Annotated in this window: 10 protein-coding genes; 3 read left to right on the top strand and 7 right to left on the bottom strand. The window is 43.0% G+C overall.

From position 1 onward, the window contains the following. Positions 1-161: 161 nt before the first annotated feature. The 7 genes from glgA to K4I03_RS08305 all read right to left on the bottom strand — a co-directional run bounded on the left by glgA (position 162) and on the right by K4I03_RS08305 (position 9,821). On the bottom strand, positions 162-1,592 hold the full coding sequence (gene glgA / locus K4I03_RS08335; protein ID WP_227964630.1) for a glycogen synthase GlgA: 1,431 nt from the start codon (positions 1,590-1,592) through the stop codon (positions 162-164). After that, the gene (gene glgD / locus K4I03_RS08330; RefSeq protein ID WP_002921778.1) at positions 1,589-2,728 is read right to left on the bottom strand and encodes a glucose-1-phosphate adenylyltransferase subunit GlgD; all 1,140 of its coding nucleotides are present in this window, start codon (positions 2,726-2,728) and stop codon (positions 1,589-1,591) included. Before glgD ends, glgA begins: the two co-directional genes overlap by 4 nt. Then, positions 2,718-3,860: a glucose-1-phosphate adenylyltransferase gene (locus K4I03_RS08325; RefSeq protein ID WP_002904142.1), complete on the bottom strand. Its 1,143-nt coding sequence runs from the start codon at positions 3,858-3,860 to the stop codon at positions 2,718-2,720. Before K4I03_RS08325 ends, glgD begins: the two co-directional genes overlap by 11 nt. Before the next feature lie 6 nt (positions 3,861-3,866). Further along, positions 3,867-5,777, bottom strand: coding sequence for a 1,4-alpha-glucan branching protein GlgB (gene glgB, locus K4I03_RS08320; protein WP_227964628.1), 1,911 nt, complete (start codon positions 5,775-5,777; stop codon positions 3,867-3,869). 385 nt (positions 5,778-6,162) lie between these two features. Then, on the bottom strand, positions 6,163-7,587 hold the full coding sequence (locus tag K4I03_RS08315) for an NADP-dependent glyceraldehyde-3-phosphate dehydrogenase (RefSeq protein ID WP_002912068.1): 1,425 nt from the start codon (positions 7,585-7,587) through the stop codon (positions 6,163-6,165). Positions 7,588-7,822: 235 nt separating this feature from the next. After that, a complete protein-coding gene (gene ptsP / locus K4I03_RS08310; protein WP_002896016.1) occupies positions 7,823-9,556 on the bottom strand; it encodes a phosphoenolpyruvate--protein phosphotransferase in 1,734 nt (577 codons plus the stop codon). Between the two features lies 1 nt (position 9,557). Next, on the bottom strand, positions 9,558-9,821 hold the full coding sequence (locus tag K4I03_RS08305) for a phosphocarrier protein HPr (RefSeq protein ID WP_002896017.1): 264 nt from the start codon (positions 9,819-9,821) through the stop codon (positions 9,558-9,560). Positions 9,822-10,419: 598 nt separating this feature from the next. Here K4I03_RS08305 and nrdH point away from each other — a divergent pair. The 3 genes from nrdH to nrdF all read left to right on the top strand — a co-directional run bounded on the left by nrdH (position 10,420) and on the right by nrdF (position 14,074). Further along, positions 10,420-10,638, top strand: coding sequence for a glutaredoxin-like protein NrdH (nrdH, locus tag K4I03_RS08300; RefSeq protein ID WP_002897920.1), 219 nt, complete (start codon positions 10,420-10,422; stop codon positions 10,636-10,638). A gap of 160 nt (positions 10,639-10,798) precedes the next feature. Continuing rightward, positions 10,799-12,958 (top strand): class 1b ribonucleoside-diphosphate reductase subunit alpha, encoded by a 2,160-nt coding sequence (gene nrdE / locus K4I03_RS08295; RefSeq protein WP_227964625.1) that lies wholly within the window; start codon positions 10,799-10,801, stop codon positions 12,956-12,958. 156 nt (positions 12,959-13,114) lie between these two features. Continuing rightward, entirely contained in the window at positions 13,115-14,074 is a 960-nt protein-coding gene (nrdF, locus tag K4I03_RS08290) for a class 1b ribonucleoside-diphosphate reductase subunit beta (RefSeq protein WP_002896021.1), read from the top strand. Positions 14,075-14,110: the final 36 nt, after the last annotated feature.

The raw sequence follows: 14,110 nt of genomic DNA, 5'->3' as shown, positions 1-14,110 counted from the left end.
ATACTTTTTTTCAATCAAGATGAGAAGCACTCGCTTCAGCCACAAGCTGCAAACAGGGCTCCAAAACAGTATGATAATATATAAAAATGTAATTCTCACGGAAATCCTCCCTTGTCCTATGGGCAAGAGAGGATTTGTTTATACTGATTCCAAAGTAAATGTTATAGGAGTGATTGATATAAATCACTGTAAGCCTGGCTGGCTGTATCCCAAGAGAAGTCTCTCTCCATCGCCTGCTCTTGCAGAGATTTCCAAGCTTCCTTGTCATTGGCATAGAGCTTAAGGGCCTCCTTGAAGGTCCAGGTCAGCCAGTATCCAGAAAAGTTATTGAAGCTAAAGCCCGTTCCCTGTCCTGTATAGACATTGTAAGGTTCGACGGTATCACGCAGACCGCCCACTTCATGCACCAAAGGCAAGGTTCCATAGCGCATAGCCATCATTTGTGACAGGCCACAAGGCTCGAAGCGGCTTGGCATAAGGAAAATATCGCTGGCAGCATAGATCTCCTGAGCCAAGGTCACATCAAAGAGGATGTTGGCTGAAAGCTTATCAGGATAGGCATGACCAAACCAAGCGAAAGCCTGCTCAAAAGCTGGATCCCCTGTTCCCAAGAGGATAATCTGCACATCTTCCTGCAGGAGATTGTGCAACTCTTCCACTACCAAGTCAAAGCCTTTCTGACGGGTCAGACGGGAAACAATCCCAACTACCGGCACATCGTCACGCACAGGCAGACCAACCCGTTCTTGCAAAGCTCGCTTGTTTTCTAGTTTACCAGATAAGTCAGATTTGTCAAAGTGATGGGCTAATAGCGGATCCGTTTCTGGATTATAGATATCTGTATCTATACCATTGACAATTCCGACCAACTTACCGGACTCCATCCGCAGGATTTGATCCAAATGGCAGCCAAATTCTGGTGTACGGATTTCACCTGCATAGCTTGGTGATACAGTTGTCACTCGGTCCGCATAGAGAATGCCAGCCTTCATCCAGTTGAGACAGTCATTCCAACGCAGGGTTCCGTCTGCATAGCGCTCATAGCCTACTCCAAATAGTTCCCAAAGCATGCTGTCAGGGAATTGACCTTGGAACTCCAGATTATGGATGGTCAAGATAGTCTTGATATTCTGATATGCTTGAATCCAATGGTATTTTTCCTTAACCAAGAAAGGAATCATAGCTGTATGATAATCGTGAACATGCAGAACATCTGGAATAAAATCAATCCGCTCCATCAGCTCTACGGCTGCTAACTGGAAGTAAGCAAAGCGCTCACCATCATCAAAATCCCCGTAAACATGACCGCGGAAGAAATAATGCTGATTGTCAATAAAATAGAAGGACACACCATTCAAGACCAGTCGCTTGACCCCAACGTATTGGCGACGCCAGCCAACGCTGACTTCAAAATAGAAAAGGTCTTCCACTTGGTCGCCAAATTTGGCATGGGTCATGTCATAGTATGGCAGAATGACACCAACTTCATGGCCAGCCTTGACCAGTGATTTGGGGAGAGCGCCGATAACGTCTCCCAAACCACCTGTCTTAGAAAATGGGGCTCCTTCTGCTGCTGCAAATAAAATCTTCATCGAATTATGTCCTCTGTAACTTTTTGGCCCTTCTTGACTACGATTGGGTCTTCTGCTGTTCCGCGAATCACCACTCCTTCGCCAATTTCAACACCCTTGTCCACAATCGCATACTCGACAGTTGCATTTTCTCCAACTTTCACTCGAGGGAAGAGAACACTGTGTTTGACACTGCTTCCAGTCTTAATCTTGGTATTCCGTGAAATCACAGAATTGATGACTTCACCTTCCACAATGCTTCCTGACGCAAACTGGGAGCGAGATACTTTTGAAGACTCAGCATAGTAAGTCGGCTCTTCATTCTTAACCTTGGTGTAAATCTTTTGGTTCGGACTGAAGAGAGAGTAAAATTTCTTACTTTCCAGCATATCGATATTAGATCTGTAGTAGGTCTCTACAGAATAGATATTAGCCAGATAGCCTGTATATTCGTAGGCAAATGCCCCTTCCTGAGTCGCTAAATCACGCAGGACATAGCGAAGTTTTTGCGGATGCTCTTTCTTAGCTTCTTCTTCCAGCTTTTCAATCAGCCATGGAGTATCTACCACAAAGATGTCTGTAGACATATTGAAGAGCTCAGCATCTTCTCGGCCATCAAAGAGTTTATGCCCTCTGACATGGTCTGTCTCATCAATATCTAGGACAGCATTTACATCTGAGATATTTTCCTTGTGCAATTTCTTATAGACAACTGTAATCGGCTGCTCTGTTGTATTGTGCAAGTGGAAAACTTGATTGAGGTCAATATTGACCAAGATATCGCAGTTAAGTGCGACAGTTTGGTTGGAACCAGAACGTTTAAGGTAGGTCAAAAGCTGATCATAGTATTCCTCACCGACTGTAGAGCTTTCTACACGGGTATTGTAAATTCCCAAGTAATAGTGGCTGAGCAAGGTAGACAGACCCCACTCACGACCTGAACGAATATGGTCAAAGACAGAGCTAATATTGTCCTGCTGGAAGATACCAAAGACACTGCGGATACCAGCATTGGCAAGACTTGAAAGCGGGAAGTCAATCAAGCGGTATTTCCCACCGAATGGCAAACTTGCTACTGGACGATGATTTGTCAGAGTTGACATATCATGGAAGCCGACTGTGTTTCCTAAAATTGCTGAGTATTTATCAATCTTCATCTTTTGGTACCCCCACTTTCTCGTTGTATCCGACAACATATACTTCCTCTGTACCATCAATCTCTACACCATCAGAGATGATCGCACCTTCACCGATAATGGCCCGCTTAATCTTAGCGTCTTTGCCAATAACAGCTCCACTCATGATGACAGAGTCTTCAATGACTGCGCCCTTTTTAACTTGAGCACCAGTAGAAAGAATAGAGTGTTTTACTGTACCGTCAACGAAACAGCCATCAACGACCAGCGAATCTTCTACATGGGAATTTTCACTGATGAAGTTTGGCGGAGAAATCAAGTTGCGAGAATAAATTTTCCAGCGACGATTGCGGCTATCCAGAGCATTTTCTGGGCTGATGTATTCCATATTGGCTTCCCAGAGAGACTCTACTGTACCAACGTCTTTCCAATAGCCTGCAAAGTCATAAGCATAAACGCTTTCGCCAGATTCAAGGTAGTTAGGGATAACATTCTTACCAAAGTCAGACATATCCACATTACTCTTTTCAGCAGCTACCAGCATATTGCGCAGACGCTGCCAGTCAAAGATATAAATCCCCATCGAAGCCTTGGTTGACTTAGGATTTTCTGGTTTTTCCTCAAATTCAACAATCCGATTATTAGCATCTGTATTCATGATACCAAAACGGCTGGCTTCTTTGAGAGGCACATCCAGAACGGCAACTGTCAAGCTGGCATTGTTGTCCTTGTGAGACTGAAGCATATCATCATAGTCCATCTTGTAGATATGGTCCCCAGACAAAATCAGGACATACTCAGGATTGATGCTGTCGATATAGTCGATATTTTGATAAATCGCATGGCTGGTACCTTCAAACCAACGATTTCCTTCGCTCGCAGAATAAGGCTGAAGAATGGACACGCCTGAGTTAATACCATCGAGACCCCAGCTAGAACCATTTCCGATATGACTGTTCAGAGCTAGTGGTTGGTATTGAGTAATGACACCGACATTGTGAATACCGGAGTTGGCACAATTAGACAAGGCGAAGTCAATAATACGATAGCGACCGCCAAACTGTACCGCAGGTTTTGCGATACTCTGTGTGAGCTTTCCAAGACGAGTTCCTTGCCCGCCGGCAAGAATCAAAGCTAGCATTTCATTCTTCATAGACTATTACTCCTTTGTGGAATCTTTTTTAACATTTTTTCGAGCAATCCGACGCTTGATCTTCCAGATGCTGGCTCCAAGAGCTGGCAGTGTAAAGGTCAAGGTCTGTGGATAATCTTTCCAAAGTCCTTCTTGAGACTGAACTGTTTCATTATGTTCCTTCCAAACACCTCCCCATTCTTCTAATTCAGTGTTCCATACTTCTTCATAAGTGGCTTCCACTGGAACACCAATGGTAAAGTTCTTCCGCTCTACAGGCGCCATATTGAATACACAAACTAACATATCTCCTTTTTCTGTCTTACGGATAAAGGAGAGGACACTTTGATCAGTATTATCCGCATCAATAATTTCGATGCCATCGTAGCTCAGGTCAATCTCCCAAAGCGGACGATTGTCTTTATAGAAGGCATTGAGTGCAGCAGTAAAGCCCTGCATCTTCTTGTTCATCTGATCGTCCAGATTCGACCATTCTAGTTGCTCTTCTGACTTCCATTCTAGGAACTGACCAAATTCTGATCCCATAAAGAGCAATTTCTTTCCCGGATGGCAGATTTGGTAGGTCAGCAAGTTGCGGAGCCCTGCGAATTGATTGTAACGGTCGCCCCACATCTTGTGCATAAGACTCTTCTTGCCGTGAACCACTTCATCATGCGAGAATGGCAGTAGGAAGTTTTCAGAGAATACGTACATAAAGCTAAAGGTTACCAGATTAAAATCGTACTTACGATAAATCGGATCTTCCTCGTAGAAACGAAGGATATCATTCATCCAGCCCATATTCCACTTGTAGTCAAAACCTAGACCACCCAGCTCTCTCATGCCAGTAATCTTGGTCTCTGAGGAGCTTTCCTCTGCAATCATCATGACATCAGGATGAGCTAATTTGATAACCGTATTGAGACGCTGCAGGAAGTAATAGCCTTCATAATTGCGATTGCCTCCATCTTTATTTGGCTGCCAAGGACCGCTGTCATAGTCCAGATAGAGCATATTGCTGACAGCATCAACCCGAATTCCGTCCAGATGATAAAAATCAATCCAAAATTTAATGCTGGAAATCAAGAAAGACTGAACCTGATTTTTACCCAAATCAAAGTTGAGAGCACCCCAGCCATAGTTATGAGCCCGATCGTGGTCCTGATACTCGAAAGTTGGTGTCCCATCATAGTAAGCCAAAGCATCATCATTAATAGTGAAGTGACCTGGTACCCAGTCCACAATGACCCCGATATTGTTCAAGTGACATTCTTCGACAAAATCCTGAAACTCCTCTGGCGTACCATAGGTATGCTCAAAGGCGAAGTAGCCCATAAGCTGATAGCCCCAGCTAAGTCCCAGCGGGTGAGCCATAAGCGGCATGAATTCCACATGTGTGTAGTTCATCTCCACCAGATACGGAATCAAGTCTTCTTTTAACTGGGCAAAGCTATAAGGACTGCCGTCTTCATTGCGTTTCCAAGAGCCAGCATGCACTTCATAGATATTGACCGGCCGAGAGAAGAAGCCCCAACGCTTCCGGCGTGCCAGCCAAAGACCGTCTTTCCACTTCTTCTCAGGAATAGTGCGAATAACTGCTCCCGTGCCCGGACGCTCTTCCAGATAGATAGCCAGCGGATCAATTTTCAAAATTTCCTGACCACTGCTGCGCTTGATATTGTACTTGTAAATATCTCCTTCCTTAGGCAGCTCTGTGAAGACTTCCCAAACGCCCGCTTCATTTCGGATCATAGGAATCTGCTCTTCATACCAATTGGTGAAATCTCCAATCAAATGGACACTCTGAGCATTAGGTGCCCAAACGCGGAAAGAGTAGCCAGACTTGCCGTCCACTTCATCCTGATGCGCCCCTAGATAATGCTGTAAATGAAAGTTTTCACCTGTTGTAAAGGTTCTTAATGCTTCGTTCTTATCCATGCAATCACCTTTCTATTTGTAAGCGTTTTCTATAATACTATTCTACATTATTTTTATCTCTTTTTCAAGTAAATTTCAAATATCCTTACGGAAAATTACTAAAACCGAACATTAGCTGAAATTAGTAATAAATGAGAGAGAAAACACTGCATTTTGTGTCTCTCAGTATATTTTAATTCCTTTTTCGCTAAATATAGGAGCTATCCAAAACAAGAAAAATATGAAAATTTTCATAAAGATATAGACCAATATGTAAATTTACATTTTAAAATAATAAGCAATTAAACATATAAATGCTTGATTCTTTTCAAATGGTTCGATAATCTTGTTAAATTTACAAGTTCATCAAGGTAAGAAAAAAGACCGCACAAAGCCGCCTTTCTCATTATTTCACATCAAACACGATGGATTTCACTTGTGTCATCGCTTCGATACTGTAACGAATCCCTTGCACTCCGGCTCCAGATCCCTTAACTCCAAGGAATGGGAAGTTATCTGGACCACGTTGGGTCTTATTATTGATGTGTACAGTACCCACTTCCAGTTTCTCAGCAATTTCAAATGCTTTAGGGAAATCATTTGTAAAGACTGAAGATTGAAGACCAAACTCTGACTGGTTACAGATCTGAATAGCCTCTTCAACGGAAGTCACACGAATAATCGGAAGAACAGGACCAAATGGCTCTTCCCAAGCTAATTTCATATCCAGTGTCACATGGTCAAACAAGGCAGGCCAGATGAGATTTGCTTCACGTTTGATTTCTGTCAAGGCTGACGCTCCCTTTTCTTGAGCATCTTCAATCAAGCCCCAGATGAAATCTGCTGATGCATGATCAATGACTGGTGTGATATCCGCATTATCAAAGGGATCACCAACCGTCAGTTTCTCTACCTCTGCCTTAATCAGCGCCGCTAATTTATCTGCTACGCTCTCCATGACAATGACACGTTTAATAGCCGTACAGCGCTGACCGGAATAACTGTATGCCCCGCCAACAATCTGCTTAGCTGCATGCTCCAAGTCAGCATCTTCCAGCACAACTGCAGCATCCTTACCACCCAATTCTAACATAATTGGACGCATACCAGCCAACTTACCGATGCGCTCACCGATTGGAGTGGAGCCAGTAAAGTTAATGTAGTTTACTTCCTTATGCTCAATGATGTAGTCCCCGATTTCTGAACCACGTCCTGTGATGGTATTGAAAACACCAGCAGGCAGACCAGCCTCAGCAAAAGCCTGAGCCAAGAGCAGACCAGAGATTGAACCTTGAGTAGGTGGCTTAAACATCACGACGTTTCCGCCGATAAGGGCAGGAGCAATCTTAGAACCAGACAGATTGACTGGGTAGTTAAATGGCGCAATGGCCAGTACAACTCCTACAGGCTCACGACGAACCACAGCCAATTTCTTCTTGCTGGCAGCTTCAAAGCCGCCACCTTCCATAACCTGTCCGTGAATACGAATGCCTTCTTCAGCCGCATAGCGAATCAAGTCTGCTGTCCGGACTACCTCTCCGACTGCCGCTTTGATACCCTTGGCAACTTCTTTTGCAAGGATTTCACCGATCTTCTCCTGATCGCGCTCCAAAATATCTGCAACCTTATGCAAATAAGCTGCACGTTCAACTGCTGAAAGAGCTCGCCAAGCTGGCAAAGCCGCACGAGCGCTCGCCATCGCATAGTCGACCTCTGCCTGAGTCATGGCAGGCACAGTTCCTAAAATCTCATTGTTGATAGGAGATGAGATGGTAATTTCATTTTCAGAAACTTTCCACTCTCCATTTATATAGTTTTTATATTGTGTCACTTGTCCCCTCCAAAATGTTATTAAATATTATTTTACCAAATTTTCTGAAAATTTCAACCAAAAGTTATAAATTTAAAGAATTTTTTCACAATTAAGATAGATTATCTAAATTTGTTCATATTAGATCTGCTTATTTTCTGCTTTCTTTGATTTCAACTTTCTGCACAAACTTCACTATGCCTTTGAAGAAAACTAAAAAAGACCAGGAAATTTTTCCTGATCTTAATTTTTCAGATTAATCGAAGTCCAGATATTCTTTTTCAAGTTCAAGAACTTCTTCCATCGTTGCACATTCAGTCAGTGCACGCTGAGCCAGTTCTTCCATCTTCTTCGTATCCAGCTTCTTCATGAGGCTACGAGTCCGAAGAACTGAAGTCGCACTCATAGAGAATTCATCCAAGCCCATACCTACGAGCAATGGCACCGCTGTTTGGTCACCGGCCATTTCTCCACACATACCTGCCCACTTGCCTTCAGCATGAGCTGCCTTGATAACATTGTTGATCAAGCGAAGGATAGAAGGGTTGTAAGGTTGATAGAGGTAAGAGACTTGCTCATTCATCCGGTCAGCTGCCATAGTATACTGGATCAAGTCGTTGGTACCGATAGAGAAGAAGTCTACTTCCTTGGCAAATTGATCCGCCAACATAGCTGCTGCTGGGATTTCAATCATGATACCCACTTGGATATTATCTGCTACTGCAACTCCTTCAGCCTGCAGCTTAGCTTTTTCTTCATCATAAACCGCTTTAGCTTTGCGGAATTCTGTCAGAAGGGCTACCATTGGGAACATGATACGCAATTGTCCATGTACAGAAGCACGCAAGAGAGCGCGGATTTGTGTACGGAACATAGCATCGCCAGTTTCAGAGATAGAGATACGCAAAGCACGGAAACCAAGGAATGGGTTCATTTCATGCGGCATATCGAAGTAAGGAAGTTCCTTATCTCCACCGATGTCCATAGTACGAACAACAACTGGTTTTCCATTCATGCCTTCAAGTACAGCCTTGTATGCTTCATACTGCTCATCTTCTGTCGGGAAGTCTTGAGAATCCATGTAAAGGAACTCAGTCCGGTAAAGACCAACTGCTTCTGCACCGTTAGCATTGACACCTTCAACATCTTTTGGCGTACCGATATTGGCTGCCAATTCGAAGTGCTTGCCGTCTGCAGTCACAGTCTGAGCATCCTTAAGCAATTCCCATTCAGCTTTTTGCTTAGCATAAGCCTCACCAGCAGCTTTAAATGCTGCGATTTGCTCTTCAGTTGGGTTGATAATCACTTCACCAGTGATACCGTTAGCCGCAATCACATCGCCATCTTTTACAAGCTCAGTAATATTATTAGTTCCCAATACTGCTGCGATTTCAAGCGTACGAGCCATGATAGCAGAGTGGCTTGTACGGCCGCCGATATTGGTTACAAAAGCTTTAACAAATTTCTTATCCAGCTGTGCTGTATCAGAAGGAGTCAAGTCATGAGCAATCACAACTGATTCTTCATTGATAGACGCTGGATTTGGCAATTTCTTGCCCAGAAGGTTAGCAAGAACACGCTTTGTCACGTCGCGGATATCTGCCGCACGTTCCTGCATATATGGATTGTCGTCCATGTTTTCAAAGAGAGTGATAAACATGTCCGTTACTTCTTTCAGACCAGCTTCTGCATTGGTCTTTTTCGCACGGATTGTTTCTTTGATTTGCCCAACCATTTCAGGGTCAGCAAGTACCATTAAGTGAGCGTCAAATACCTGAGCGGCTTCCTCACCAAGGCTATCTACTGCTTTCTCACGGATAACAGAAAGCTCGTTCTGTGAAGCTTCAAGAGCTGCATCCAAACGAGCCTCTTCTGCATTCGTATCTTCGACTGAAACAGTCTCAAATGATAAATCCGGTTGAACTAATAGATATGCCTTAGCAACGGCAACACCGTCAGATGCTGCAATTCCTTTAAGCATTTCTGTCATATTAAGCCAATCCTTCTTTTTCCATTGTTTCAGAGATTGCAGCGATAGCATCGTCTGCATCTGCACCTTCAGCTGAGATCTTAACATCAGCTCCTTGGCCAACACCGAGACTCATAACACCCATGATAGATTTCAAGTTTACTGATTTACCTTTGTATTCAAGCGTGATGTCTGAAGCGAATTTGCTAGCAGTTTGAACCAACAAAGTTGCTGGACGTGCGTGAATACCTGTTTCTGCTACAATGTGGAAATCTTTAGAAGCCATAGTTAGACTCTCCTTTTAAATAATTCTTTTTGAGTTATTGTGATAACCCTTACAAGTTGATATTATATCACCTTTTGAAATCTTTTTCAAGAATTTTATAGCCCGCTTACAAAATATTTCTTAGGAAATGAAAACTCTTCTTATTATATTGAAGAGAGAATTTTCGAGCTAAATCCCACATTCCTCAAGCTTTATTCAAAAATTGCTTCCACTAAGTTTTTAATCATAAATTTCTTATTTTATAGAAACTAATTGTTATAAAAATAAGAATATAAACTCCCCCTCCACTCCTACTAGTGATTCCCTAAATTCTGTAACACAAGATATTGGATTTTGGTTTTTGGGAGGAAAATCTTCCAGTCATTTATCTAACATTTTAAGACTTGTTTAAGCATTGCTGCAACAGCATTTTGCTCCCTTTCTGCAATTTTTCACTTCTTTTCATCGTTTATATAAACACTATATATTGTATTGTAATCTATCCTATAACAAAATATCACACAATATTTAGTTCAAAACTATTGACATTCTATTTTCTTTTAGATATACTAGTTTCGTATTATTTAAAAGAAAAAACGAAAGTTTAGAGGAATTTTTAATGGTAACTATTTACTCAAAAAACAACTGCGTTCAGTGCAAAATGACCAAGCGCTTCTTAGATACTAATCATGTAGAATACCGCGAAATCAATTTGGACGAACAGCCAGAATTTATTGACCATGTCAAAGATCTTGGTTTCAATGCTGCTCCTGTGATTCAGACAGCAACTGAGGCATTTTCTGGTTTCCAACCTGGTAAATTGAAAAAATTGTCTTAATGTAGTTTATTTTGAGGGCGGCGCGCCTTGATTGGGAGATAAACTAAAAGACAGATTATCAGGGCAAACTGCAGCTCCTATGCTCATAGGGGCCGTTTCTTTTGTAAGGCGGATATTTTTCCGCTAGCTAATTATCTTATTTATATAGAAAAGGAAAAACATGGGACTCAAACATTTAGAGGATGTGACATACTTCCGACTCAACAACGAAATCAACCGTCCAGTTAATGGTCAGATTATGCTTCATAAAGATCAAGAAGCCTTAAAAGCTTTTTTTAAAGAAAACGTTGAGCCAAACACCAAGCAATTTTCTTCTATCACAGAAAAAATTAAATATTTAATAGAAGAAAACTATTTGGAAAAGGAATTTATTGAACTTTATTCTCCTGAATACATCGAGGAGTTGACTGCTTTTATCCATGCTCAAGATTTCAAGTTTAAATCTTTCATGGCTGCTTATAAGTTCTACAACCAGTATGCACTGAAGACCAATGATGGTGAATACTATCTGGAAAGCATGGAAGATCGGGTACTCTTCAACGCCCTCTACTTTGCCAACGGAGATGAAGCCATTGCCAAGGAGATTGCTAATGAAATCATCCACCAACGCTACCAACCGGCGACACCAAGCTTCCTCAACGCTGGTCGGGCTCGTCGCGGTGAACTGGTTTCCTGCTTCCTCATCCAAGTAACAGATGACATGAACTCTATCGGCCGCTCCATCAACTCTGCCCTGCAATTGTCTCGTATCGGAGGCGGGGTCGGTATTTCCCTCAGCAATCTGCGGGAAGCTGGAGCTCCTATCAAGGGCTATGAAGGTGCTGCATCTGGGGTTGTGCCTGTTATGAAACTCTTTGAGGACAGCTTCTCCTACTCTAACCAGCTGGGCCAACGTCAGGGAGCTGGGGTTGTTTACCTCAATGTCTTCCACCCAGATATCATCGCCTTCCTTTCTACCAAGAAAGAAAATGCTGACGAAAAAGTTCGGGTTAAAACCCTCTCACTCGGCGTTGTCATTCCGGATAAGTTCTACGAATTAGCGCGTAAAAATGAAGAAATGTATCTCTTCAGCCCATATTCTGTTGAACGCGAGTATGGAGTGCCATTTGCCTACCTTGACATCACTGAAAAATACGATGAATTGGTCGCTAATCCAAATATCACTAAGACCAAGATCAAGGCCCGTGATTTGGAAACAGAAATTTCCAAACTCCAACAAGAATCTGGCTATCCTTATGTCGTAAACATTGATACGGCCAACCGTTCAAATCCAATTGACGGTAAAATCGTCATGAGTAACCTTTGCTCTGAAATCCTGCAGGTGCAAGAGCCTAGCCTTTTGAATGATGCGCAAGAGTATCTTCACCTAGGAACAGACGTATCATGTAACTTAGGCTCTACGAACGTTGTCAACATGATGACTTCGCCTGACTTCGGAAAATCCATCCGAACTATGACACGCGCTTTGACCTTTGTCACAGACAGCTCGCACATCACAGCTGTACCTTCTATCGACAATGGTAATAGTCTGGCGCACACCTTTGGTCTGGGAGCTATGGGACTGCACAGCTACTTAGCTCAGCAGTTGATCGATTATGGATCTGCGGAAGCTGTAGAGTTCACTAGCATCTACTTCATGCTCATGAACTACTGGACTTTAGTTGAGTCTAACAATATCGCTCGCGAACGTGGCGTGACCTTCCACAACTTTGAAAAATCTGACTATGCCAACGGCACTTACTTTGACAAGTACCTGACGGGTGAATTTGTACCTAAGTCTGACCGTGTCAAAGAACTCTTCGCAGGCATCTTTATCCCGTCTGCAGAGGATTGGGCAGAGTTGCGCGACAAGATCAAGGCTGATGGTCTCTACCACCAAAACCGCTTGGCCGTTGCACCAAATGGCTCTATCAGCTACATCAATGACGTTTCTGCTTCAATTCATCCAATTACTCAACGGATCGAAGAACGTCAAGAAAAGAAAATCGGTAAAATCTATTATCCTGCTGCTGGTCTATCAACGGAGACTATTCCTTACTACACCAGTGCTTATGACATGGACATGCGCAAGGTTATCGATGTTTATGCAGCCGCAACTGAGCACGTGGATCAAGGACTTTCCCTGACTCTCTTTATGCGCAGCGATATCCCTAAAGGCCTCTACGAATGGAAAAAAGAAAGCAAGCAGACAACCCGCGATCTTTCTATCCTGCGTAACTATGCCTTCAACAAGGGAATCAAGTCCATCTACTACGTCCGCACCTTTACTGATGATGGCGGCGAAGTAGGTGCCAACCAATGTGAAAGCTGTGTCATCTAACAAGAGATTTTAGAAAAAGAAAAGGAAATTCGACCATGTTACAATTTTACCTTCCTCATCATTGTCAGGAAGGTAAAATCGTGAAGCATTGGGACAGTATCCAAGAAGGGATAGCTGATACCCCATTAGGTCGTACCATCTACTAAAGGAGAAAGAATGCAAACTTACTACAAAGCCATTAACTGGAACGCTATCGAAGATGTCATCGATAAGTCCACCTGGGAAAAACTGACTGAGCAATTCTGGCTGGATACGCGGATTCCCCTATCCAATGATCTGGATGACTGGAGAAAGCTGTCCCACAAGGAAAAGGATTTAGTTGGTAAGGTCTTCGGTGGCCTGACCCTGCTGGATACCCTCCAGTCTGAGTCTGGTGTGGATGCCCTGCGCAAGGATGTCCGCACAGCCCATGAAGAAGCTGTCTTCAACAACATTCAATTTATGGAGTCCGTTCACGCCAAGTCTTACTCTTCTATCTTTTCTACGCTCAATACCAAGTCAGAAATCGATGAAATCTTTGCCTGGACCAACACCAATCCATACTTGCAAAAGAAAGCTGAGATTATCAACGAAATTTACCTGAATGGTACAGCTCTGGAAAAGAAAATAGCCAGCGTTTTCTTGGAAACCTTCCTCTTCTATTCTGGTTTCTTTACTCCGCTCTACTATCTTGGTAATAACAAACTGGCTAACGTCGCTGAGATTATCAAGCTGATTATCCGTGATGAGTCTGTCCATGGAACCTATATCGGCTATAAGTTCCAGCTAGCCTTTAACGAATTGCCAGAAGACGAGCAAGAAAAACTCAAAGAATGGATGTACGACCTGCTCTACACCCTCTATGAAAATGAAGAAGGATACACTGAAAGCCTGTATGACACAGTCGGCTGGACCGAAGAAGTCAAGACTTTCCTGCGCTACAATGCCAACAAGGCTCTGATGAATCTGGGGCAGGATCCCCTCTTCCCAGACTCAGCGGACGATGTCAATCCTATCGTCATGAACGGTATCTCAACTGGTACTTCCAACCATGACTTCTTCTCCCAAGTAGGTAACGGCTACCTGCTGGGCGAAGTTGAAGCCATGCAGGATGACGACTATAATTACGGTTTATAAGACAAAGAATCCCTCTTTCCAAAATACGGAAAGAGG

It is taken from the genome of Streptococcus sanguinis (genome assembly GCF_020729725.1).
Taxonomy (GTDB): Bacteria; Bacillota; Bacilli; order Lactobacillales; family Streptococcaceae; genus Streptococcus; species Streptococcus sanguinis_V.
This window is presented reverse-complemented; position numbering and strand designations above follow the sequence as displayed.

Excerpts from the sequence above, each read along its gene's own strand:
- glgA (WP_227964630.1), bottom strand. The coding sequence starts at position 1,592 with ATGAAGATTTTATTTGCAGCAGCAGAAGGAGCCCCATTTTCTAAGACA.
- glgD (WP_002921778.1), bottom strand. The coding sequence starts at position 2,728 with ATGAAGATTGATAAATACTCAGCAATTTTAGGAAACACAGTCGGCTTC.
- K4I03_RS08325 (WP_002904142.1), bottom strand. The coding sequence starts at position 3,860 with ATGAAGAATGAAATGCTAGCTTTGATTCTTGCCGGCGGGCAAGGAACT.
- glgB (WP_227964628.1), bottom strand. The coding sequence starts at position 5,777 with ATGGATAAGAACGAAGCATTAAGAACCTTTACAACAGGTGAAAACTTT.
- ptsP (WP_002896016.1), bottom strand. The coding sequence starts at position 9,556 with ATGACAGAAATGCTTAAAGGAATTGCAGCATCTGACGGTGTTGCCGTT.
- K4I03_RS08305 (WP_002896017.1), bottom strand. The coding sequence starts at position 9,821 with ATGGCTTCTAAAGATTTCCACATTGTAGCAGAAACAGGTATTCACGCA.
- nrdH (WP_002897920.1), top strand. The coding sequence starts at position 10,420 with ATGGTAACTATTTACTCAAAAAACAACTGCGTTCAGTGCAAAATGACC.
- nrdE (WP_227964625.1), top strand. The coding sequence starts at position 10,799 with ATGGGACTCAAACATTTAGAGGATGTGACATACTTCCGACTCAACAAC.
- nrdF (WP_002896021.1), top strand. The coding sequence starts at position 13,115 with ATGCAAACTTACTACAAAGCCATTAACTGGAACGCTATCGAAGATGTC.